General features: G+C 43.5%; 21 protein-coding genes and 1 riboswitch. Of the genes, 16 read left to right on the top strand and 5 right to left on the bottom strand.

Annotated features, from left to right (window positions below; translation table 11 throughout):
* The first annotated feature begins 15 nt into the window (after positions 1-15).
* From SporoP33_RS06770 to SporoP33_RS06765, 3 genes are all read left to right on the top strand, one after another.
* Complete coding sequence (locus SporoP33_RS06770; RefSeq protein ID WP_081243019.1) at positions 16-1,203, top strand: lipid-transfer protein; 1,188 nt, start codon at positions 16-18, stop codon at positions 1,201-1,203.
* Between the two features lie 51 nt (positions 1,204-1,254).
* Positions 1,255-1,449 carry an amidohydrolase family protein gene (locus SporoP33_RS15975; protein ID WP_143565466.1) on the top strand — a complete coding sequence of 65 codons (195 nt, stop codon included), beginning with the start codon at positions 1,255-1,257 and terminating at the stop codon, positions 1,447-1,449.
* Between the two features lie 139 nt (positions 1,450-1,588).
* Positions 1,589-3,739, top strand: a complete 2,151-nt coding sequence (locus SporoP33_RS06765; RefSeq protein WP_081243018.1) for a heterodisulfide reductase-related iron-sulfur binding cluster — start codon at positions 1,589-1,591, stop codon at positions 3,737-3,739.
* Here SporoP33_RS06765 and SporoP33_RS06760 read toward each other — a convergent pair.
* A complete protein-coding gene (locus SporoP33_RS06760) occupies positions 3,725-3,928 on the bottom strand; it encodes a hypothetical protein (protein ID WP_081243017.1) in 204 nt (67 codons plus the stop codon). The genes SporoP33_RS06765 and SporoP33_RS06760 overlap by 15 nt on opposite strands.
* A gap of 68 nt (positions 3,929-3,996) precedes the next feature.
* Here SporoP33_RS06760 and SporoP33_RS06755 point away from each other — a divergent pair, with 68 nt between their 5' ends.
* The 7 genes from SporoP33_RS06755 to SporoP33_RS06725 all read left to right on the top strand — a co-directional run bounded on the left by SporoP33_RS06755 (position 3,997) and on the right by SporoP33_RS06725 (position 11,412).
* Complete coding sequence (locus SporoP33_RS06755; RefSeq protein ID WP_081243016.1) at positions 3,997-4,713, top strand: toast rack family protein; 717 nt, start codon at positions 3,997-3,999, stop codon at positions 4,711-4,713.
* A gap of 279 nt (positions 4,714-4,992) precedes the next feature.
* Complete coding sequence (locus SporoP33_RS06750; protein ID WP_081243015.1) at positions 4,993-5,649, top strand: GntR family transcriptional regulator; 657 nt, start codon at positions 4,993-4,995, stop codon at positions 5,647-5,649.
* Positions 5,650-5,670: 21 nt separating this feature from the next.
* The gene (locus SporoP33_RS06745) at positions 5,671-6,801 is read left to right on the top strand and encodes a mandelate racemase/muconate lactonizing enzyme family protein (RefSeq protein ID WP_081243014.1); all 1,131 of its coding nucleotides are present in this window, start codon (positions 5,671-5,673) and stop codon (positions 6,799-6,801) included.
* A 145-nt stretch (positions 6,802-6,946) separates the two neighbouring features.
* A complete protein-coding gene (locus tag SporoP33_RS06740; protein ID WP_081243013.1) occupies positions 6,947-8,068 on the top strand; it encodes a mandelate racemase/muconate lactonizing enzyme family protein in 1,122 nt (373 codons plus the stop codon).
* Between the two features lie 26 nt (positions 8,069-8,094).
* Positions 8,095-9,690, top strand: coding sequence for a BCCT family transporter (locus SporoP33_RS06735; protein WP_081243012.1), 1,596 nt, complete (start codon positions 8,095-8,097; stop codon positions 9,688-9,690).
* 324 nt (positions 9,691-10,014) lie between these two features.
* Positions 10,015-10,473, top strand: coding sequence for an OsmC family protein (locus SporoP33_RS06730; protein ID WP_081243011.1), 459 nt, complete (start codon positions 10,015-10,017; stop codon positions 10,471-10,473).
* Between the two features lie 15 nt (positions 10,474-10,488).
* Positions 10,489-11,412, top strand: a complete 924-nt coding sequence (locus SporoP33_RS06725; protein WP_231293311.1) for a DMT family transporter — start codon at positions 10,489-10,491, stop codon at positions 11,410-11,412.
* A gap of 77 nt (positions 11,413-11,489) precedes the next feature.
* Here SporoP33_RS06725 and SporoP33_RS06720 read toward each other — a convergent pair whose 3' ends face one another.
* The gene (locus SporoP33_RS06720) at positions 11,490-11,789 is read right to left on the bottom strand and encodes a hypothetical protein (protein ID WP_081243009.1); all 300 of its coding nucleotides are present in this window, start codon (positions 11,787-11,789) and stop codon (positions 11,490-11,492) included.
* Between the two features lie 221 nt (positions 11,790-12,010).
* Here SporoP33_RS06720 and SporoP33_RS06715 point away from each other — a divergent pair, with 221 nt between their 5' ends.
* Positions 12,011-12,424: a carboxymuconolactone decarboxylase family protein gene (locus SporoP33_RS06715; protein WP_081243008.1), complete on the top strand. Its 414-nt coding sequence runs from the start codon at positions 12,011-12,013 to the stop codon at positions 12,422-12,424.
* A 102-nt stretch (positions 12,425-12,526) separates the two neighbouring features.
* On the opposite strand, the gene SporoP33_RS06710 is transcribed toward SporoP33_RS06715, so the two are convergent.
* Positions 12,527-13,180 (bottom strand): reverse transcriptase-like protein, encoded by a 654-nt coding sequence (locus tag SporoP33_RS06710; protein ID WP_081243007.1) that lies wholly within the window; start codon positions 13,178-13,180, stop codon positions 12,527-12,529.
* Positions 13,181-13,462: 282 nt separating this feature from the next.
* On the opposite strand from SporoP33_RS06710, the gene SporoP33_RS06705 reads away from it, so the two are divergent.
* Both SporoP33_RS06705 and SporoP33_RS06700 read left to right on the top strand, forming a co-directional pair.
* Complete coding sequence (locus SporoP33_RS06705; RefSeq protein WP_081243006.1) at positions 13,463-14,944, top strand: glycine betaine uptake BCCT transporter; 1,482 nt, start codon at positions 13,463-13,465, stop codon at positions 14,942-14,944.
* Positions 14,945-15,201: 257 nt separating this feature from the next.
* Entirely contained in the window at positions 15,202-16,164 is a 963-nt protein-coding gene (locus SporoP33_RS06700) for a tRNA dihydrouridine synthase (RefSeq protein WP_081243005.1), read from the top strand.
* A 122-nt stretch (positions 16,165-16,286) separates the two neighbouring features.
* Here the strand turns inward: SporoP33_RS06700 and SporoP33_RS06695 are convergent, their stop codons facing one another.
* Positions 16,287-17,453 carry a pyridoxal phosphate-dependent aminotransferase gene (locus tag SporoP33_RS06695; RefSeq protein WP_081243004.1) on the bottom strand — a complete coding sequence of 389 codons (1,167 nt, stop codon included), beginning with the start codon at positions 17,451-17,453 and terminating at the stop codon, positions 16,287-16,289.
* 229 nt (positions 17,454-17,682) lie between these two features.
* Positions 17,683-17,794: riboswitch (SAM riboswitch) on the top strand.
* 112 nt (positions 17,795-17,906) lie between these two features.
* Here SporoP33_RS06695 and SporoP33_RS06690 point away from each other — a divergent pair.
* The 3 genes from SporoP33_RS06690 to SporoP33_RS06680 are packed head-to-tail and all read left to right on the top strand — an operon-like array spanning position 17,907 to position 20,423.
* On the top strand, positions 17,907-18,911 hold the full coding sequence (locus SporoP33_RS06690; protein WP_081243003.1) for a methionine ABC transporter ATP-binding protein: 1,005 nt from the start codon (positions 17,907-17,909) through the stop codon (positions 18,909-18,911).
* 1 nt (position 18,912) lies between these two features.
* Positions 18,913-19,581, top strand: coding sequence for a methionine ABC transporter permease (locus SporoP33_RS06685; protein ID WP_081243002.1), 669 nt, complete (start codon positions 18,913-18,915; stop codon positions 19,579-19,581).
* Between the two features lie 17 nt (positions 19,582-19,598).
* Positions 19,599-20,423 carry a MetQ/NlpA family ABC transporter substrate-binding protein gene (locus SporoP33_RS06680; RefSeq protein ID WP_081244780.1) on the top strand — a complete coding sequence of 275 codons (825 nt, stop codon included), beginning with the start codon at positions 19,599-19,601 and terminating at the stop codon, positions 20,421-20,423.
* A gap of 88 nt (positions 20,424-20,511) precedes the next feature.
* Here SporoP33_RS06680 and sdaAA read toward each other — a convergent pair whose 3' ends face one another.
* Positions 20,512-22,089 carry an L-serine ammonia-lyase, iron-sulfur-dependent, subunit alpha gene (gene sdaAA / locus SporoP33_RS16570; protein ID WP_081243001.1) on the bottom strand — a complete coding sequence of 526 codons (1,578 nt, stop codon included), beginning with the start codon at positions 22,087-22,089 and terminating at the stop codon, positions 20,512-20,514.
* Positions 22,090-22,343 lie beyond the last annotated feature (254 nt).

The following is a 22,343-nucleotide window of genomic DNA, read 5'->3' as shown; positions in this document are numbered from 1 at the left end:
AAAGAGGAATTTCTAATGAAAAGAAAAATTAAAGTAATTGGTGCGGATATGGTTAAGTTTGTTAAACCTGGTAAGCAGGAGCCTTATGAAATTATGGCATCTAAAGCAATCCGGGGTGCAATAAAAGACGCTGGAATCGACTTTGAAGAAATTGAAAGCGCTTTTGCAAGTTACAGTTACGGGGACAGCACATCAGGACAAACAGCTCTTTATAAAGTTGGAATGACAGGTATTCCCGTATTCAACGTGAATAATAACTGTTCATCAGGATCAACAGCATTATATTTAGCACGGCAGGCAGTAGAAAACGGGGTGGTTGAATGCGCACTGGCCTTCGGTTTTGAAGAGATGCAGCCGGGAGCACTAGGAACCGTTTATGGAGATAAAACATCACCTATTCAATCATTTGTAGACCGTTTAGAAGAATTACATCCCGGTGTTTCGCCGGATGCCCCACGAGCTGCCAGATTATTTGGTGCTGGAGGAAATGAATATATAGAAAAGTACGGTGCGAACCCTGATATATTCGCAAAAGTGGCCGTCAAAACACGGAGTCATGCAATTCACAATCCATACTCCATGTTTGATAAGCCTTTGACTGTGGAAGAAGTCCAAAATTCGCCGATGATTTTCGAACCGTATTTGACGCGTTACTGTGCATGTCCGCCGTCATGCGGTGCTGCAGCAGTCATAGTGTGCAGCGAAGAGTTTGCAAAGAAGCATGGACATAAGGACGCGGTTGAAATTATTGCTCAGTCAATGGCCACGGATAATGAGACGACATTTACTACTGGAGCTATGAACTTAGTTGGTCAGGATATGACACGAAGAGCTGCGAATGCAGTGTATGAGCAGGCAGGATTCGGAGCTGAAGAAGTAGATGTAGTGGAACTGCATGATTGCTTTACGCCGAATGAAGTAATCACATATGAAGGACTAGGTTTGTGCGGTGAAGGCGAAGCGGAAGCATTCATTAACAATAAAGATAATACGTATGGAGGGAAATATGTAGTTAATCCGTCGGGGGGGCTGATGTCTAAAGGACACCCGATTGGAGCTACAGGTTTAGCGCAGTGCACTGAACTGGTTTGGCATTTGCGCGGAACAGCCGGAAAACGTCAAGTGGAAAATGCAAGAGTCGGATTACAGCATAACTTGGGTCTCGGCGGAGCTGTAGTAGTGACGATGTACCGTAAACCTTAATCACCCAGTTGTCTCATACAAACAGTCCATTCTGCAATAGGATAGAATCCTATTGCAGAAAATACGGGAAGTATAGAAATAGGAAAATATGCAGACTTTGCCGTACTGGATCAAGATCCGACCCGTATTGACCCAATGAAAATTAAAGATATATCAGTAATCTCTACATTTATTAACGGTAAGAATGTATATAAAAAAGACAGAGTTGAATGTAGCCGTTCAGGCGGGGTAAAGCATACCAATTAAGCTCTGAAATGGCCGCGTGCCATGTAGATTTGCTAATTAATGATAGTGATCGCTGAAAACAGTATGTTCTTTTGGCTGAAACAGCAAGATGACATACTTTTATTCATCATTTATATAGATAAGAATAGGGGAGAGGACAATGGGGCCATTATTAATCGCCAACTGGATATTATTCATTGGGATTACTTTATATGCACTTTCGTTATTTACGTATTTAATTAAGACTCGGACTCAATTTGTCCGATTAGGCAGAAAAGAAGAATTCGATCATAATGTGAAGGAACGCCTTCAAAAGATCTGGGTCTATGTGTTCGGACAAAAGAAATTATTAAAAGATAAAAAAAGCGGTACAATTCATGTATTGTTTTTCTATGGCTTTCTGCTTGTGCAGTTTGGCGCGATAGATCTGATTTGGAAAGGGCTAAAACCAGGGTCTCACCTTCCGCTGGGATCTATATATAACGGTTTTACATTCTTTCAGGAAATTGTAGTATTTCTAATTCTGGTTGCAGTAGTCTGGGCATTTCACCGCCGATATATCGAGAAGCTCGTCAGGCTGAAAAGAGGGTGGAAATCAGGTCTTGTTCTCATCTTCATTGGCGGTCTGATGCTTTCGACAATTATGGCGAATGGGATGAATATGATTTGGCAAGGAAATCCTGCATCAGTGACAGAGCCAATGGCGTCGCTGGTCGCTACAGTGTTTGGATTTATGTCTCCAACTGCAGCTGCAGCCGTGTTTTTTGTTAACTGGTGGATTCATCTGCTTATTTTATTGACGTTCCTTGTCTATGTTCCGCAATCCAAACATGCTCACTTGATTGCCGGACCGGTAAATACGTATTTCCATCGGCTGGATCATGCGGGCAGACTAAAGCCGATTGATTTTGAAGCGATGGAGAATGCAGAAAGTGAAGAAGACATGCCTGCGCTCGGTGTAGGGAAAATTACTGATTTCAATCAATTACAGATGATTGACTTTTACGCTTGTGTAGAGTGCGGACGCTGTACGAATATGTGTCCTGCAGCAGGCACAGGGAAAATGTTGTCTCCCATGGACCTGATCACGAAGCTGCGCGATCACTTGACGGAAACAGGTGCTTTAGTGACAAAGCAAAAACCGTGGGTGCCTGCATTTGCGTTTACTAATTCCAAAGCTAATCAAATTGCTGTCGCGGCTGGCCTGGAAGGGGCTGTGGCGGAAGATATCTATAGCCCGTCACTGATTGGCGATGTGATTACGGAGGAAGAAATTTGGGCTTGTACTACTTGCAGAAACTGTGAAGATCAATGTCCAGTTATGAACGAGCACGTCGACAAAATAATCGATCTGCGCCGTCATCTTGTAATGACAGAAGGTAAGATGAACCCGGATGCAAAACGGGCGATGACAAACATAGAGCGTCAAGGCAATCCTTGGGGACTCAACCGAAAAGAGAAGGAAAAATGGAGAGAGGCACGTCCGGATCTTTATGTTCCTACAGTAAAGGAATTGAATAAAGCAGGAGAAGAGTTTGAATATTTGTTATGGGTAGGTTCAATGGGAGCTTTCGATAACCGCGCACAAAAGATTATAGAATCATTCGTGCATCTTATGAACAAAGCTAACATCAAATTCGCTATCCTTGGAAATAAAGAAAAGAACTCCGGCGATACACCAAGACGTCTGGGGAACGAATTTTTGTTCCAGGAGTTGGCGGAAGCGAATATTAAAGAATTTGAAAAGGCCGGTATTACTAAAATCGTCACCGTTGATCCGCATGCCTATAATATCTTTAAAAATGAATATCCGGATTTTGGATTCCAGGCAGAAGTGATTCATCATACCGAAATGCTATATGACTTGGTGAAAAAAGGGATCTTACAGCCAGTTCATCCGATCAATGAAACGATAACATTCCATGATTCATGCTACTTGGGACGTTATAATGACGTGTATGACCCGCCGCGTGAGATCTTGAAGGCCATTCCAGGCGTAAATCTGGTTGAAATGAAGCGAAACCGTGAAAATGGAATGTGCTGTGGAGCAGGCGGAGGAATGATGTGGATGGAGGAAGATACAGGCCAGCGTGTAAACGTAGCAAGAACGGAGCAGGCACTTGAAGTAAATCCCGGTATCATCTCTTCTGGCTGTCCTTATTGTTTAACCATGATGTCTGATGGAACAAAGGCCATTGAAGTTGAAGATTCTGTCGGAACATATGATATAGCGGAGTTGCTTGAACGATCTATTTTTGGAGATGTTTCAGAACCTGAAGTTATGGAAGAAAAAGAATTAATTATGCAGTAAGCAGCAGTTAGAAAATTCCGATGCAGATAGTAAAATAAGCTGCTTCGTCACGAGAATCGGACGAAGCAGCTTATTTGTTGTCGTTACATAGCCAACTGTCAAATCGTTTCGGCCGTCATATTCTTTATCGAATGAAATAAATCCCGCGGGAACACCATATAGTGTATCGCTCAGACCTAAGACTGACATACAGTTCATTCATTGGATGGACTCAACTTTACTGAGTATCGTCTATGATAGTGTAAAGGGGTGCTTGCATGCGGAATATACTGATCATTATAATGGCTGCCGGGTTGTTAGGCGCAGTCGGATTTTGGGTGTATAACTGGGGGAGTGCAGATCGGGTTTCCGGCGCATTTTCGATTGAAAAGGACGGGGCAAAGTCACTGGATGTTGACATCCGCTTTGGCGCCGGCAATCTTCTGATTGAAGGCGGTGCAACGGAATGGGTGGATGGTGACATTGATACGAGTATAAAGAAGTGGTATCCAACCGTAACTTATAAGAATAAAAGAAATGCGGGCTATGTAGAAATTCAACAGAAAATGAAAGGACTTTCAGCGCTGCGGAAGAAACGAAATAACTGGAATCTTCAACTGACTAATGAAGTGCCTGTGAATCTTGACGTGGAAATAGGAGTATCCGATTCCGAGCTGAAGATGGCAGGAATTCTCTTAAAACATTTATCAGTGGATGCGGGTGTCGGTGATACAGCTATAGATCTTAGCGGGGAATGGAAAGAAAGCTTTGATGCAGACATCGACCTGGGAGTAGGCGACGCGAAAATTTATTTGCCGAAAGATACAGGAGTTAAAATATCCGTTTCAAAAGGGCTTGGCAGTATCGGAACGAAAGGTTTCATTTCCAAGGGGAAAGGTGTCTATGTGAATGAAGCGTACAATCATTCGGATACCGCTATTCATTTGAACGTCGATGTCGGCGTAGGCAGTGCAGATTTTTTGCTTGTTGAGTAGGGAAGAATTTAGCGGTGACTGACATAATTGCAAAACGTTGCACAAAACTTTATAGAGTGAAATAACTGCGTGAAGCCAATGTTCTTGCAACTTGGGTTCGCGCAGTTTTATTTTTGCGGTTATTATTGGGCTCGCCAGTTTTTTGCTGCCTGCTTTCTAGACGATAATTATATTCTAATAATTAAAAATAATTGTTTACAAAATGAAAAGCAGACTCTATAATCAAAACATGTACATTGTCGACAATCAGACAAAGAGTCGAGAGTAAGGAGTGATGGCATGAATAAAGATTTGTCGAAGTTTTCATTAAAGCATCGAATAGCACAAGAGATTCGGAATTTAATATACGAAGGAAAGCTAGTCCCGGGGGAGAAAATTACTGAGAATCGTTTAGCACAGGATTTAGGGGTCAGCCGGACTTCTGTCCGGGAGGCAATTTTGCTGCTGGAACTAGAAGGGCTTTTAATTTCGTCGCCTTATAAAGACACAAGGGTCGCCACGATCTCACAGGAGGAAGTGGTAGAACTTCTTCTCCCTATGCGTGTTCAAATTGAAACATATGCATTGAAAAAAGGGTTTGAAAATTGGGGAGAAAAATATAAAGAAACATTTAAAAGAATTGTAGAAGATATGAGGAAGGCTGCTAATTACGAGGATTTACTGACTTTTATCGAATTAGATATCCAGCTGCATGAATTAATTGTAACCGCTTCCGAAATGGAAAATGTAATCAGAGTTTGGGAAAGCATCGTGCACAGAATCCGTTTACATTTTGTTTATCAAAACAGCAAGTCAGGGACATTGGAAAAATGGCTGACAGAACATGAAGAACTGGTAGATATCCTGATTACAGCTGAAGATATAAATGTGGCAGCGGAGGCCTTACAAAAGCATATTATTGATACGAATATTCCTGATGTCTATTTGCTGAATTAAAGAAGAATAGGAGAAGATTATATGAAGAAGCTTGAAATAGCCGACGTGCAAGTCTATGTCGTGGAGACGCCGGAAGCGAAATACAAAACATCCTCCCATTACTCTGATCTGACGATTACAAATACAATTGTAAGAATACGGACAAAGGATGGCTACGAGGGATGCGGAGGAGCGATATCCTGGACAGAAGGTAATGCCGATTTAAGTCTGGCAGAATCAATCCGTCACTTACTGCCCTTTTTGATTGGCAAATCAGCTTTACAGCGGGAGGAAATCTATCAATTGCTGGCCAGCCGATGTGTTCAAATGACACCGCAGGCACTGTCGCCTATTGATATCGCACTATGGGATCTTGCCGCAAGATATGCGCAAATGCCGCTGTATCAGATGCTTGGAGGGGCAAGGGATAAGATTCTGTCCTATGCCAGTACGCCTTTTCTGCCGAGCATAGAAGACTATATCGAACATGTGCATGACCTTAAAATGCAAGGCTACCGATACATTAAGTTTCATACATGGTGCAAAGCGGAGGAAGATTTGGCGCTGGTCTATGCAATCGAGAAAGAATTCCAAGGGTCCGGATTAAAGTTTATGTTGGATGTGGAAAGTTCTTATACGAGACAGGAAGCGCTCAAAGTGGCAATTGAATTGGAGCGTCTTGGGTATGTTTGGTTCGAGGCTCCATTGCCGGATACAGATTTGAAGGGTTATCAGGAGTTAAGAACGAAGGTGAATATTCCGATTATCCCGGCAGGAAATACACTGCTGCATCTGAATCAAATTGAGCAGGGAATTCAACAGGACAGCTGGTCTAGCGTGCGAGTTGATGCCACGTTGGCGGGTGGTGTCACGCAAACGAAAAAAATCATGGCACTTGCTGAGGCGAATTCTATGACGGCGGAATTGCAATCTTGGGGTTATACACTTTCCCAAGCTGCCAATCTGCACCTGATGCTGGCTGCACCAAATTGTTTATTCTTTGAGCAGGCCGTGCCTGTCGAACCATTGGAATTTGGCGCGAAAAATCCTATCCGAACAGACGAAAAAGGATATGTACATGCCCCTGAAGGTAATGGACTTGGGATTGAAATGGATTGGCCGCTGATTGAGAGGACTGCGATTCATCAGATTACATGTATGCATAATGAATAAATCCGGAAGCAGTACAGCAGGGCAAAATTAGCCCTGCAGTGCCGTTCATCATGGGCGAGAGTACTGCTGTCTGTAGGTTTGTACATTACATAAAAGCCGGTAATAGTGTATGTTGAAGTTCATTTGAAAAAGGCGGTAATCACCAATGAAAATAACAGATATAGAAGTAATTGAACTGCGCGTCCCTCCGATTGATCAGGAGTGCACATGGGGAGAGGACGCTCTTCTTGTCCGGGTGATCACGGACACTGGACTAGTCGGTATTGGAGAAAGTGACACGTCTCCCATGGTTGCCCGAGCAATCATTGAAGCACCCAGCTCTAATTTATACAGTACTGGCTTGAAGTCCTTGCTGATTGGGGAAAATCCTTTGGAAATCCAAAAGCTTTGGGACAAGATGTACTGGGGTTCTAATTACTTGGGGAGAAGAGGAGCGGGTATCCATGCTATCAGTGCAATTGATATTGCACTATGGGATATTGCTTCTCAGTTTTATCAAGTGCCAATTTACATGCTGCTTGGCGGAAAGTATCGGGATACTATTAAGGCGTACGGGACGTTTATACCGGACGACATTCCCGCTCAAAACAAAAAGATTGTGAGAAAGTTAATTGAGCAGGGCTACACAAGCTTAAAGTTTGGCGGCGGAATTCTTGGCGATGATGACGATACGGATGTTGAAATTGTAAAGGCTGTCCGGGAAGAGGCGGGCGATGATTTTGAACTTCAGATCGACCTGGCTTCTAAATGGGGCACATACGGAAGGTCTGCAAGAATGTTTAAGCGCCTGGAGAAGTTCAATCTTCATTGGATTGAAGAACCGATACTGGCAGATGATATGAAAGGCTATAAAAAACTGTCCGGTTTAACGGGCGCCCAAACTGCCGGCGGCGAATCATTAACTACCCGCTATGAGTTTGCGGACTTCCTGAAATATGCACAGCCAGATATCATACAACCGGATATAACCCGCTGCGGCGGAATCAGCGAGATGAGAAAAATCTCTGAACTCGCTTCGATGAATGGCACTAAACTTGTGCCGCATGGTTTCAGCACTGGCATTTTGCTGGCAGCAACTATTCAATTTCTGGCTGCTTCTAAAGACGGTGATTTACTGGAGTATTCTCAAAGCGACAGTCCGCTCTTCACTAGTTTAACAGGTAGCTTGCCCGCTCTTGAAAACGGTAACATTCGTGTTCCGGATTGTATTGGCCTGGGCGTGGAATTGGATGAGGAATTGATTTCGAAGTACCGCATAAATTCATAACATACTATAAAAAATGGGGAATGTATATGACGAAGAAAATAGATACGCTGCTGATCACTTTGAGTTTGGCTCTTGTATTAAGTATTGTAGGTTTCTTGTACGTAAAGCCTGAAGAGTCTCAGCAGGCAGCCAATAGTATTTTTGGCTCGTTGACTGAATGGTTCGGTTCCAGCACGCTGATCTTTACGTTTTTGGGTATCCTGTTACTTGGGTTTGTGGCTGTCAGTAAATACGGGAATATTCGTTTAGGCAACACAGTGCCTGAATATACTAATTTTAAATGGATCTCTATGATGATTGCCTGCGGATTAGGTTCAGCTACAGTGTACTGGGCATTTATCGAATGGGCTTATTATATTGATACACCGGGCCTCGGTATTGAGCCCGGATCACAGCGGGCGTTTGAAATGGCTTTGCCTTACAATATGTTCCATTGGGGAGTCAGTGCTTGGACACTGTATGCATTAGTCGGTCTGCCGATATGTTACCACCTTTATGTACGAAAAAACAAAGGGCTTAGCTTGAGCGCAATTGTCAGCTCTATTACTGGCATCAAGCAAAAGGGTGTCATCGGAAGAATTGTAGATATTATGTTCATCTTCATTTGTTTTGGCGGTCTAAGTATTACATTAGGTGTTTCCGTACCCTTAGTATCTGCAGTATTAAGTAATGTACTGGGTCTTACACCTTCATTTAAGATGAATTTGCTATTAATTCTAATGATATCGGTTATCTATTCATTAAGTTCCTATATAGGTTTGCAAAAAGGAATGGCACGGATTTCTGACATGACGACCAAACTGGCTATACTGTTTTGTATTGGTATTATTATTGTAGGCCCGGGATTGTTTATTATTGCAAACAGTACGAATGCGCTTGGACAGATGATGCAAAACTTCGTGCAGATGAGCTTGTTCACTGATCCAATCGGCAAGTCAGGATTTCCGCAGTCTTGGACCATTTTCTACTGGCTGTATTGGATAACGTATGCACCGTTTACTGGAATATTCATTGCGAAAGTATCGAAAGGCCGCACATTACGTTCGGTCATTCTGAATACGCTAATCAGCGGCAGTGTAGGATGTTTCTTCTTTTTCGGCGTCATCGGCAGCCTGTCTATTGACCGTCAGATGAGCGGTAAAGTCGATATGGTTGGAATGCTAGCTGGCGGAAATGATAACGCCGCCATTATTGAAGTTCTAAAAACATTGCCTCTCAGTGGTGTTTTCATGGTATTGTTTGCAGTCGTTTCTGTTCTGTTTTTGGCTTCGACTCTGGATGGAGCCGCGTTTACTATGGCATCCACAGCTACGCCGGGTCTCGGGGAAAATGAAGAGCCGCATCCGCTGCACCGATTATTTTGGTGTGTAATGCTTGCAGTTGTACCTCTGACAATGATATTTATAGGCGCAGATTTAAATACAATAAAAACAAGTGCCATCATTACGGGTGTTCCTGTTGTCCTCATTATGGCAATAATGGCCGTTGGCTGGGTGCGCTGGATGGTGAAGGACTTTGGGAGTATGTCAGCAGAAAATATCTCAAAGTTTCATACGGAGACAGGTGAAGTAGCAGAAGATGCCCCTAAGACGATTGGGGAGGAAGTAAAGAGTATTCGTTAAAATGTAATCAGATCTGTGTCAAGTGATCGTAATTGCAGAACCATTTTAAAATTGCAATAAAAAAAGCAAGCCTCCTGATCAATCTAATTTGATGAGGAGGTTTATTCTTTGATCTAGTTGCCTCAAAGCATCAGCGATCACTTAGTTACAAAATGTGGCGCTTCATTTCGGCAGTTACCATATACTGTACTTTACAATCATCTTTTGAATTGCAAAAACGTGAGTGAATAGGATGTTTAGAGTTTTCAAACAATTCATTTCTTTATTTCATTCTATATGTTACAATGCATATTAAAATAGTATGGATTAAGGAGAATGGTATATATGTCGACAAAAAATAGTACACTTGTAAAAATGGGCGCTTCAGCTGCATGGAAAGAAGGCATTCGTTCAACGCATACGATTCGTCACTTTGAAGAATTTTCGATGGATGAGCCGGAGGAATTGGGCGGTACGGATACTGGCGGTACACCGCTTGAATATATGGCGGCTACATTAAATGGATGCAAGGCAGTGATGGTTCCGTTAATTGCTAAGGAGCAAGGTTTTACTTTTACAGCTCTTAATTTCGATACAACAGGGATTGTTGATGTCAGGGGGCTGATGGGGGAAGAAAATGTTAAGACATACTTCCAAAAGATCCGTTTTACGCTGGAGATCGAAACGAAAGAACCGGAGGAAGCGATTGAGCGCTTGAAAGCAGAAGTTGAAAGACGGTGTCCGGTGTATAATTTGTTTGCGGACGCAGGCATACCTGTGGAGGCGAACTGGATAAAGAAATAATGGAGGATTAAACGGTTGGAGACACATCACCTTAAAGCCAGCATCCTTACAATTGCAGGAGCGGTCTGCTGGGGGCTGATCGGTTTATTTATAGCCCCGCTGTATACGCAGGGCTTTACGGCCTGGGATGTCGTAGCGGTTCGGGGAATTTTCAGCTTTGTATTTTTATTTATGATAATGATCCTGTTTTACCGAAATCAGCTGCGGACACGGATGAAAGATCATTTGTTTTTTGCAAGTGCAGGTATTTTCAGTCTGGCGCTGTTCAATTATTTTTACTTTGAAGTATTTTCGCGTTCAAGCCTGTCTCTTGCGGTGACGTTATTGTACACGGGCCCGTTATTTGTGACAATCCTTTCACGCATTTTCTTCAAGGAACCGCTGACTGCACGCAAAGGTCTGGCACTTGTATTTGCCATAGCAGGCTGTGCTTTTGTAGTGGGCCTGCTGCCGTTCGGATCTGAGAGTATATCAGGAAGTACGTTGCTGATGGGCATACTATCGGGTCTTTGCTACGCGCTGTACAGTATTTTTACAAAACCGGTTACAAAAAGGTATTCTGCATTGACGATTACGACATATACGTTCTTTTATATGGGTCTGTTTATGTCACTGACGAGTGATGTCTGGCGAATGGCTGATAAATTCCAGCAAGCGGGTGTCTGGATCTCCGCGTTGCTGCTGGCGTTAGTCTCTACAGTGGCGGCATATGTATTATACACATCCGGGCTGAAGTATTTAGAAGCGGGGAAGGCATCCATTCTGGCAACTATTGAACCGATTATTGCCGTTCTTGCGGGTGTGTTATTTCTCGGAGATCACCTGGGAGCATGGCAGGCCGCGGGCATCGCACTGGTACTTTATTCTGCCGTGCTGGTGGCGGGCGGAAGGAAGAAGTCAAAGCAGGGAAGTCCTGAAGAAAAATATCATACGCTTTAAAGACTGCCGCCTGTGCAGAAAATCATTCGCATCTGTTCATATCTATGAACGGGAAGTGATTTTCGCACAGGCGTTTTTTATGGTTTGAATTTCTGTATTTCATCAGACACGATAAAGGCCAGGTCATAATTTCCGAACATCTGCAGAACGTCCAGCATTGTTTCGTTATCGATGTGCAGTTCTTCAAAACCGTCATCACTTTCCATGACATCCTTTAACGCTTGATTTGCCCCTTGTTCGGGATACGCTTTATTGTATAGAACTTGCGGATCCAGCTTATGATTGGCACACCACTGTACAAACAGGCGAATCATCAGCGTCTCATCATCTTTATATTTTTGGATGATTTGTTCATCGATACTTTTAAATTCCAACATGCAGACCCCCCAATGAAAATCATTTCTTTAAGTATAAACGATAGAACACCTTTCGGAAAATGAAGCGACGCGGCATGACTGGTTATATACATCTGTGTCTAATTGCAAGTATTGTCGAAATATACGCACAAAGCTTGGGTTTACGGCGAAGTTTGGTACAATGGGGAGTACAATCGCCGTTTGACAATATGGCGTGTCACATTATCCGGGAGGTTTTAAATATGGCAGAAGATCGTTACCAGCGAGGTTTGGAAAAATTAATGGAGCTTACGCTATCAGGTGAAGATAATCCATCGGGCGAGATGGAAATTGGCGACAGCTTTAAAGATGTTGCGCCGGATTTAACTAAGTATGTCGTGGAATTTGCGTTCGGTGATATTTATTCGCGTCCAGGGCTCGACAATAAACAAAAGGTCCTCACGACCATTACTGCTCTTGTCGCACAGGGCAAGCCGCAAATTGAAATGCACATCAAGACAGGGCTTGATGTCGGTTTGACGCCTGATGAGATCATAGGCTGCATCATGCACCTGATCCCGTATACAGGGTTCCCAAGTGTGCTGAATGCGCTGACGGCTGCTCAAAAAGTGTTTGCGGAACGCGGCGTATCCATTACGAAAAACGATGATAACTAACATGTTTACTCATTAAGAGATAAGGCACTGGTCACCGGATTGTAAAGGTGATCAGTGTCGTTTTCTGTTTCGGGATCATTCGCCGTAATGGCCGGCTGTCCGTCATCTTTCACTGGTAGCCATAATTTCAACACCCGCCATTGCCTGTGCTGCCAGTTTGTCAGCCTCGTGATTTGCTTTCCTAGAAACCAGCTCATATTTCGGCTGGAGTCCAAGGGCGTTCATCTTCGCTTCAACCTTATCCGCCCAATTGTATAAATCCTCTTCAATGACCGGCCACTCTTCGCTTAAATGATGAATCACAACTCGCGAATCTCCAAGTACCCGGACAGGTAAATGATGGACTCCCAGCATCTCCAACTCTTGCAAGCAAAGATGAAGTGCGGCATATTCTGCTTCATTATTTGATGTCAGTCCCTGAACGAATGCATTTTTCCGGACTCTGTATGACTTTCCGTTTTGGTCATAATAGATGACACAGCCAAGCCCGGCAGTTTTCTGGTCCCAGTCATATCCGCCGTCAAAGTAGATCGTGATATTATGCGGATCTGTCTCAATGCCTTTTAAGTAGCCTTTTAATTCCTTCAGCGTCCAGGAACTGTCATACTGATCTACAAATTGCACTTGCTTCGCACGGCCCGTTTTTTCTATGTCTTCAACAATTATTACAGCCTCTTGCGCAGGCATTTCTTCGGACGTAAACACTGCTGCCTTACCTTTTGGTGTTTTATATGTCCATTCAATGATTACTTCCATAGTAATTCCTCCAATATTTAGTTTTTATTAGCAGCGCCTGAATTTTAGTAGGTATTAGGTCATAATTAATTTATTATCTTTTACCTTATCATAACGGATTTATTTATCTGTTTTGCGCTTTTTGTTATATTTCATCTATGTTTAGAGTGCTTTATAAAAAAATAAAGCGTAACACTGCTGATGAAAGCCTGTAATTTTCGCTTTTGCTTTCTCGTCAAGGTATATGTATAGTATATAACCGTTCATCAGACGAATAAATAAACTATCTTTGAAAGGAGAAACATGAGAAAAATATCAAATGTATTTTACATTACGATTGCATTAATCATCGTCACGGTCGGTTACGGTGTGTTTGCATCGGAAAGTTTTGAGGAAATTACAGTGAATGCGAAGAATTTTGTCGCCTCTTCTTTTGGATGGTACTACCTCCTTTTGCTTTCCGCACTCTTATTATTAAGCATCTTTCTGATTTTTAGTCCGTACGGAAAGATTCGACTTGGTAAAGATACCGACAGACCTGCATTTTCTACAGTTACTTGGATTGCTATGCTGTTTTCAGCAGGAATGGGGATCGGGCTGGTTTTCTACGGAGCAGCTGAACCGCTGTCGCATTTCATTAATCCCGCAACAGAAGATCCAAATACGGATGAAGCATTTAAGGAAGGGCTGCGCGCATCATTTTACCACTGGGGACTTCATGTGTGGGCAATGTATGGAATCATTGCTTTATCACTTGCGTATTTCCAGTTTCGTAAAGATTCACCTGGTTTAATTTCAGCAACATTGAAACCGATCTTTGGCAAGAAAATGGATGGCCCATGGGGGATTCTGGTAGACGTTCTTGCAGTCTTTGCTACCGCTTTCGGTGTGGCAACAACTCTCGGTTTCGGTGCTGTTCAAATTAATGCAGGGCTGAATTATCTGTTTGGGTTTGAAATCGGAACGTTCTCCCAATTTATCATTATTGCTGTTGTTACCGTTCTGTTCATCATATCTGCGTGGTCAGGACTGAGCAAAGGCATCAAGTATTTATCCAACACAAATTTGGTGCTTGCTGTCCTGCTTCTTGCGTTTGTCGTTATTTTAGGACCGACACTGCTGATCATGAATATGTTCACTGAATCTCTTGGGGGCTACGCAGGAAATTTGATCCAAATGAGTCTTCGTACGGCACCGCTCAATGAAGAGCACCAGCAATGGCTGTTCGATTGGACAATTTTCTACTGGGCTTGGTGGATTTCATGGGCGCCATTCGTCAGCATGTTCATCGCACGTGTTTCAAAAGGACGTACGATCCGTGAGTTCATGGTTGGCGTACTTTTAGCTCCAACATTACTTTGTGCATTCTGGTTCTCCGCATTCGGTACGACTGCAGTTGATATGCAGCGCAGCGGAATTGCGGATATCGCAAGTTCTTCGACAGAGCTGGTAGTCTTTGAAATGTTCCATGAGTTGCCGTGGTCATTTATCATTTCCGTTATAGCTATTCTGCTGATCGCATCATTCTTTGTGACTAGTGCGGACTCGGCAACATTTGTGCTGGGGATGCAATCGACATATGGATCGCTGACGCCGCCTGCGAGTGTGAAAATTATTTGGGGTATACTTCAATCATCCATTGCATTGATCTTGTTGTCAGTCGGAGGCCTGTCCGCTTTACAAAATACGATCATTATCGCTGCCCTGCCATTTTCATTCGTCATGCTGCTTATGGTCATATCGCTGATGAAGGCGCTGGGCAGTGAAAAAATAAGACGCAGATAGAGCGAGTACACCCAATTCTTTATGCAAAGTATACGAAACTGCTGTTCATCTGACAGCAGCGGTTTTACTTCTGTCAAATAAACGCCAGGATGATTGTTACAGCTGCTTTTTTCAATGCTTACTAAAAGATAGTGGAATTCACCATCGTTTCTTTTGTATAATAGAAAGACTGGCCTGTGTACAGTTTATGTATGTTCAGGAAAGCTGAAGTATTCATACACATAGGCAAGTTATGAAGAGAGGATTTGAACGTAACGATGAGCACTAATTTCTGGCGTGATTTACCGCGGCCGTTTTTTATATTAGCACCGATGGAAGATGTAACGGATGTCGTGTTTCGCCATGTTGTAAGTAAAGCGGCACGGCCGGATGTCTTCTTTACCGAGTTTACGAATACAGAAAGCTTTTGCCACCCGGAAGGTATTTTCAGTGTGCGCGGCCGTTTGGCATTCACAGAAGATGAACAGCCGATTGTCGCACATATATGGGGAGATAAGCCTGAGCATTTTCGCGAGATGAGCATAGGGATGGCGGAACTTGGGTTTAAAGGGTTGGATATTAACATGGGCTGTCCTGTGCCGAATGTGGCGACAAAAGGCAAGGGGAGCGGTCTGATCAATCGTCCCGACACGGCAGCCGCCATCATACAGGCAGCGAAGGCAGGGGGATTGCCTGTCAGTGTGAAAACCCGCCTTGGCTACACAGATATTGAAGAGTGGCGCACATGGCTCAGACATGTGCTGGAGCAAGATATCGCCAATCTGTCAATCCATCTGCGCACCCGCAAAGAGATGAGCAACGGGAATGCGCATTGGGAGTTAATTCCTGAAATCAAGAAACTTCGCGATGAAATAGCGCCTGATACGCTGCTGACTATTAACGGAGACATTCTCGATCGCCAAATGGGTCTCGAGCTTGTAGAAAAGTATGGCGTAGATGGGGTTATGATTGGCCGCGGAATATTCCACAATCCATTTGCATTTGAAACAGAAAAGAGAGAACATGATCATAAAGAACTGCTGGATCTTTTGCGTCTTCACCTGGATCTTTTTGATAAATATTCGACAGAGCTTGAACCGCGGTTATTTAAACCGCTTCGCCGATTTTTTAAGATTTATATTAAAGGGTTCCGCGGTGCGGCTGAACTCAGAAATGAACTGATGAGCACGAATACGACTGATGAAGTGCGTGCATTATTAAATAGTGTGGATCTGGACTGAACTTCTTTTTGAAATGACAGCAGTTATTTGTACACTCACAACAAAAGCCTCCTTGTGATTCCGGAATATAACGGGATCGGCAGGGAGGCTTTTTATTTACTTCATGTAAGATGAGCGTCTTCTTACTTAAATAAACCGAGCTTTTCGATGCGGCGCACGGCTTCTTCCAGACGTTCTTCACTCTCTAATAAACCGACGCGAATATATCCTTCGCCGTGCGCGCCAAACCCGTTTCCAGGAGATACCGCAACATCTGCTTTATCCAGCAATAAATTAGCAAAGGTTTCGCTTGTAAATCCGTCGGGAACTGGAAGCCAGGCGAAAAATGAACCAGTAGGCGCTGTTACATCCCAGCCGATGCGTTCGCACTCTGTGAGCAATACTGTCAGGCGGCTCTGATAAAGCGCCACTAACTCTTCTACGCATTGCTGCGGGCCTGTTAAAGCCTCGATTGCTGCCCGCTGAACCGCAGGGAAGATGCTTGTAAATAAGTGGTCCTGCAACAGATTTAATGCTTCCACTATTTCAGGATTACCGACCGCAAAGCCGACGCGCCAGCCTGCCATATTATACATTTTAGAGAGGGACAGCATTTCAATGCCAACATCCTTTGCTCCTTCAGTTTGTAAAAAACTGATTGGCTTCTTGCCTTCAAAACCAATTCCTCCATACGCAAAATCCTGTAAAACAGCAATTTGATTTTCTTTGGCGAAAGCCACTGTCTTTTCATAAAATTCAGGTGTTGCTGTCACGCCTGTAGGATTACTCGGATAATTCAAGTACATCAGTTTGGCATCTTTTTTCTGCTCGTCAGTTAATTCTTCATAATCAGGAAGAAAATCATTTTCCTTGCGCAGCGGCATCGTTTCAAATCGGATATCTGCTAAACTGACTCCCGATAAATAGTCAGGGTACCCCGGATCGGGCAGGAGTAATAATTCGCCTGCATTCATAATAGCCAGCGGCAGTTCTACGACGCCGATTTTCGTGCCGCCGAGTACCGCAACTTCTGTTTCAGGATCAATTGTGACGTTATATTCCCGCTGATAGTATTCTGCCACCGCTTGTTTCAGCGCAAGTGTGCCTCTAAATGGAGAATAGCCATGTGTGGCCGGATCTTCAACAGCTTCCTGCAGCGCTTTAATAATATGTGGAGGTGTTGGCTGATCAGGGTTTCCGCGCCCCAGATTAATAACGTCTCTGCCTTCAGCCTGTGCCTTTTCTACTTTTTCCAGTAATAACGTAAAGAAATGCGGAGGGAGCTTTTGTAACCGATTGGACAAAGCCATAGTCTATTCCTTCTTTCTCTGATGAGGTATTTGCGTTAAGTATACATAGATCATACTAGACTTTACAATAGAAGGATTGTAATTCAATGCCGGATAATGCAATGAATCGATGGGTAAAAAATAATACTGATAGAAAAAGTCGGGTTTTATGAAAATTTAGCGCGATTCAGCTTGACAGTTTAATTAATTCAGACTAGTATATATTTTACGCATAGAATTTAATAGAAATCTCTTATCGAGAGCGACTGAGGGAAAAGGCCCGATGAAGTCCAGCAACCCCTTGAATGAAACAAGGAAGGTGCCAAATCCTGCAGAATGGTTTTCCATCTGAGAGATAAGCTGAGAATAGTCAGTACTTCTTTCATTTAGAAAATGAAAGAAGTTTTTTAATATAAAGATTAATTTCAGCTGCATGTACTTAGTAACTGCTGGGATACAGAAAGAAGGGAGAACATGATTCAAATACAACATTTGTCTAAGGCGTATCAGACAAAAGATAAAGTGGTAAAAGGTGTAGATGATGTATCACTGGACATCGGGACCGGGGAAATATTCGGCATTGTCGGATATTCCGGAGCGGGAAAAAGTTCTCTCATACGCTGTTTGAATTTGTTGGAAAAGCCTACAAGCGGCACTATTTTAATCGACGATGTAGATTTAACGAAGTTATCGGGAGCACAGCTTCGGCAGGCACGTTTGAAAATAGGGATGATTTTTCAGCATTTTTATTTAATCAGCCAAAAGACGATATTCGAAAACATTGCATTTGCACTGCGGGCAGCAAAAATGCCTTCAGACAAAATAGAGGCACGTGTCATGGAACTGCTTGAAATGGTAGGACTGTCTGACAAGCGCAATGTATATCCTGCGCAGTTGAGCGGGGGACAGAAGCAGCGTGTCGGTATTGCAAGAGCGTTAGCCAATAATCCATCTGTGCTGCTTTGCGATGAAGCGACATCCGCACTGGATCCTAACACAACTATGTCCATTTTGCGTCTGCTGAAAAAGATCAATAAAGAGTTGAACATCACAATAGTTTTAATTACGCATGAGATGAATGTGGTAAAAGAGATTTGTGATCGGATGGCGATTATGCAAGCGGGCAAAGTGATTGAAGAAGGTCCGGTGTATGACATTTTTGCTAATCCTGTTCAACCTTTGACGAAGGAGTTTATCAGCAGTGTGGTTTCTTATGATATTCCTGAAAGTGTCACTGCCGGCCTAGCCGGCACATTGATAAAAATCACGTTTAAAGGTGAAGTCGCAATGGAAGGTGTAATTTCCGATACGATGCAGAAGTATAAAGTCAAAGGGAATTTCCTGCACGGGTCGATTGAATATATTCAGGAACGGGCACTCGGGATTTTCTTGATGGAATTACAGGGAGCGCGCGAAGATGTAGAGCAGGCCATTGCATACATACTGGAACAAAATGCTGAAGTGGAGGTGATCCGATAATATGTTCGATGTGTCCCATATCATAGAACTGATGCCGGATATCACAAAAGCTTTCGGCGAAACGTTATATATGATCGGTATTTCACTTTCCATTGCTTTAGTTATCGGTCTGCCGCTTGGGGTTCTGTTATTTACAACGGATAAAGGATTAATTCTGGAGAATCGTGCAATTAACTCTATAGTCGGATTTTTCGTCAATGTCGTCCGTTCTATTCCGTTCATTATTTTGCTTGTAGCACTAATCCCATTAACCAAACTGATCGTAGGGAACACGATTGGCCCAACTGCAGCAAGTGTATCTCTTTCTGTGGCAGCCATTCCTTTCTTCGCAAGAATTGTTGAAACATCGATGCGTGAAATAGACAAAGGTGTTATAGAAGCTGCTATATCAACAGGGGCTTCGCCGTGGATGATTATCTGGAATGTATTGCTGCCTGAATCAAAGTCAAGTATTATCCAAGGACTTACATTGACTTTGATCAACCTGGTTGCCTATTCGGCAATGGCCGGATTTGTTGGCGGCGGAGGAATAGGTGACTTGGCGATTCGCTTTGGCTATTACCGATATGATGACAGTATTATGCTAGTTACTGTCGCTATTTTAATCGTTCTTGTACAGCTGATACAATTTAGCGGAGACCGTTTTTCAAAAATGATAGATAAAAGATAATAGGGGAGAGATGGATGATGAAGAAACTGGTACTTGCTTTCATACTAACTTTGGCAGCAGCCGCTTTAGCTGCCTGCGGAGGAGAAAAGACTGCTGAAAAATCGGATGATGATAAAAACCTTCGTTTTGGTGCAACAGCAGGCCCTTACAGCGACATGCTGAAAAAAGCAATTCAGCCTGGACTTGAAGAAAAGGGGTATACTGTGACCATCACAGAATTCAGTGATTATATTCAGCCGAATATTGCATTGGACAATGGGGATATAGATGCAAACCTGTTTCAAAACATTACGTACTTAACGAATTTTGAGAAGGAAAATAATATGGAACTCTCGGAGCTGATTATAGTGCCGACAGCGCCGCTGGGCATTTATTCAAACAAATATGATTCACTTGATGAGATTGAAGAAGGCTCAACCATTACGATACCAAATGATCCCGTCAACGCAGCGAGAACGTTATATGTATTAGAAGACGCGGGATTAGTAAAAATGGATAAAGAAATAGACCAATTGACGGCATCTGAGAAAGATATCGCAGAAAATCCTAAAAACCTGGTTATTCAGCCGGTTGAGGCAGGGCAATTGCCCCGCTCTGTAGAAGGGGCTGATTTGGCTGCGGTTCCGGGGAACTTTGCAATTGCGGCAAATATGGATTTATTGGACGCGCTGGCTTTAGAAAACATGCCGGATCGTTTCCGTAATGTTGTCGCTGTGAAAACAGAAAATGAAGATAAGCAATTTGCGAAAGATATCATTGAAGTAGTAGAGTCTGAGCAGTTTTTAGAAGTCATCGATTCCGAATTTAAAGGTTTTGGCAAACCGGAGTGGATGGAAAAATAATCGTAATCCTGTAGCAGTGAGATAAAAATATACCAGACCCGGAGACAAAATAATATGTCTTCAGGTCTGGTATTTTTACTTTGTTTTATTACTCTGTCTCTACCAAAACAATATCGTCAATGATAGGCACGTCACGTTTTAATTGTGTCAGCATTTCTTCGTCCACCCGGCTGTCGATTTCGCAGATCGTAATTGCCGGTCCGTCAATCGCAAACCGTTCATTTGCCATGCGTGCAATATTAATTCCTTTTCTTGAAAGAATACCCAGCAATTCAGCGATTACACCTTTTTGATCGGTATGGCGGATCAACAGTGCCGGACGTTCACCTGAGAATTTTATCGGATAATCGTCCAGTTCTTGCACTTCGATTTTACCTCCCCCAAGTGAACTTGCCAGGACTTTAATTTTATTGGTCGGTCCTGTCAGCTCGACGAGTACGGTGTTTGGGTGGTAGCTGCCGAGCACCCGGTTCGTGAATTCATATTCTAATCCTGTTTCTTCAGCGAGTTCCTTTGCATGCGGAATTCTTTCATCGGTCGTATTGTACCCCATAACACCCGCCAACAGTGCCAAGTCAGTTCCGTGTCCCTGATAGGTAGTGGCGAAAGAACCCATCAGTGAAAACTTTGCATGAATCGGCTGCTCGTTCAATAATTGATATGCCACATTGCCGATTCGTACAGCACCTGCAGTATGTGAGCTGGAAGGGCCGATCATGACAGGGCCGATGATTTCATAGGCGCTCTGGTATTTGGCGGGAGCGCCTCCGCTATTTTCTTTTTGCTCTTTTTCTTTGCCAAATACTTTCGTTTTCAGTTTTTGGCCAGTGGGTGTCCCGGCGAGTCCGCCGATTCCTGTTTCACGCAAGGATTCTGGCATTTGCTGGCCGACTTCGTGCATGACATGAATGACTTCATCCGGCGGGATAATGCTGACCACACCAGCCATGGCCATATCCGCGGCAGCCTGTGCAGTAATGGCATGCAGGCCGTTTCGGATGATGCAAGGAATTTCCACCAATCCCGCGACAGGGTCACACACGAGCCCCAGTGAGTTCTTCAGCGCGATACCAATCGCATGCCCTACTTGAACCGGCGTTCCCCCGGCAAGTTCAACCAGTGTGCCAGCAGCCATACCGGTTGCCGATCCGACTTCTGCCTGACATCCGCCGGCTGCTCCGGATATAGAGGCCCGATTTGCAATGACTAACCCAAGTGCTGATGCGGTAAACATCGACAAGACAATTTGTTCGCGTGTAAATTTGCCGCTGTCGAGTGCGTGCACAAGCACGGCGGGCAGAATTCCGGCCGATCCTGCTGTCGGCGTAGCAACGATTCTTCCCATATTGGCATTTACTTCTGAAACAGCAAATGCGTTCGCTGCTGTATGAAGTGTAAGGGGATGGACGAAGGACTGTCCTTTTTCCGCATAATCATGCAGACGATGTCCATCTCCGCCTGTCAATCCGGTGCGCGACATAACGGAACTGCTCGTTCCTTTGCGCACGGCTTCTTCCATTACAGTGAATTGTTCCGACATTTTTTTGATAATGGTCTCTCTGGTGAGGCCTTTTTGTTTAATTTCTGACTGAATCATCAGTTCATGAATGGGTGTATGATCCTGATCTGCGAGCTTGATCAGCTGATCCAAACTTGTAAATGACATTTCTGTATGCTCCCTAATGAGAACGGCTGACCGCGCAGGGATACATTACCGTTCTCGTTGTATTTGATGTGATTCATAGTATTCTGCGGTTGTCTGTTTGTATAAGATTAAGATATATGAAGCCAGCAAATTGTTTTGAAAGCGCTTACTAATATTATTTGACATTTCATGTGAAATGTCAATGAATCCAAGATGCAGTGGATTAGTCCTTTTGCTGTATGTGTTTAGCCATATTTTATAAAGTTTCCATTCTT

This window comes from Sporosarcina sp. P33, from assembly GCF_002077155.1.
Taxonomy (GTDB): domain Bacteria; phylum Bacillota; class Bacilli; order Bacillales_A; family Planococcaceae; genus Sporosarcina.
Note: the sequence above shows the minus strand (reverse complement) of the source record. Positions and strands in the feature narration are given on the sequence as shown.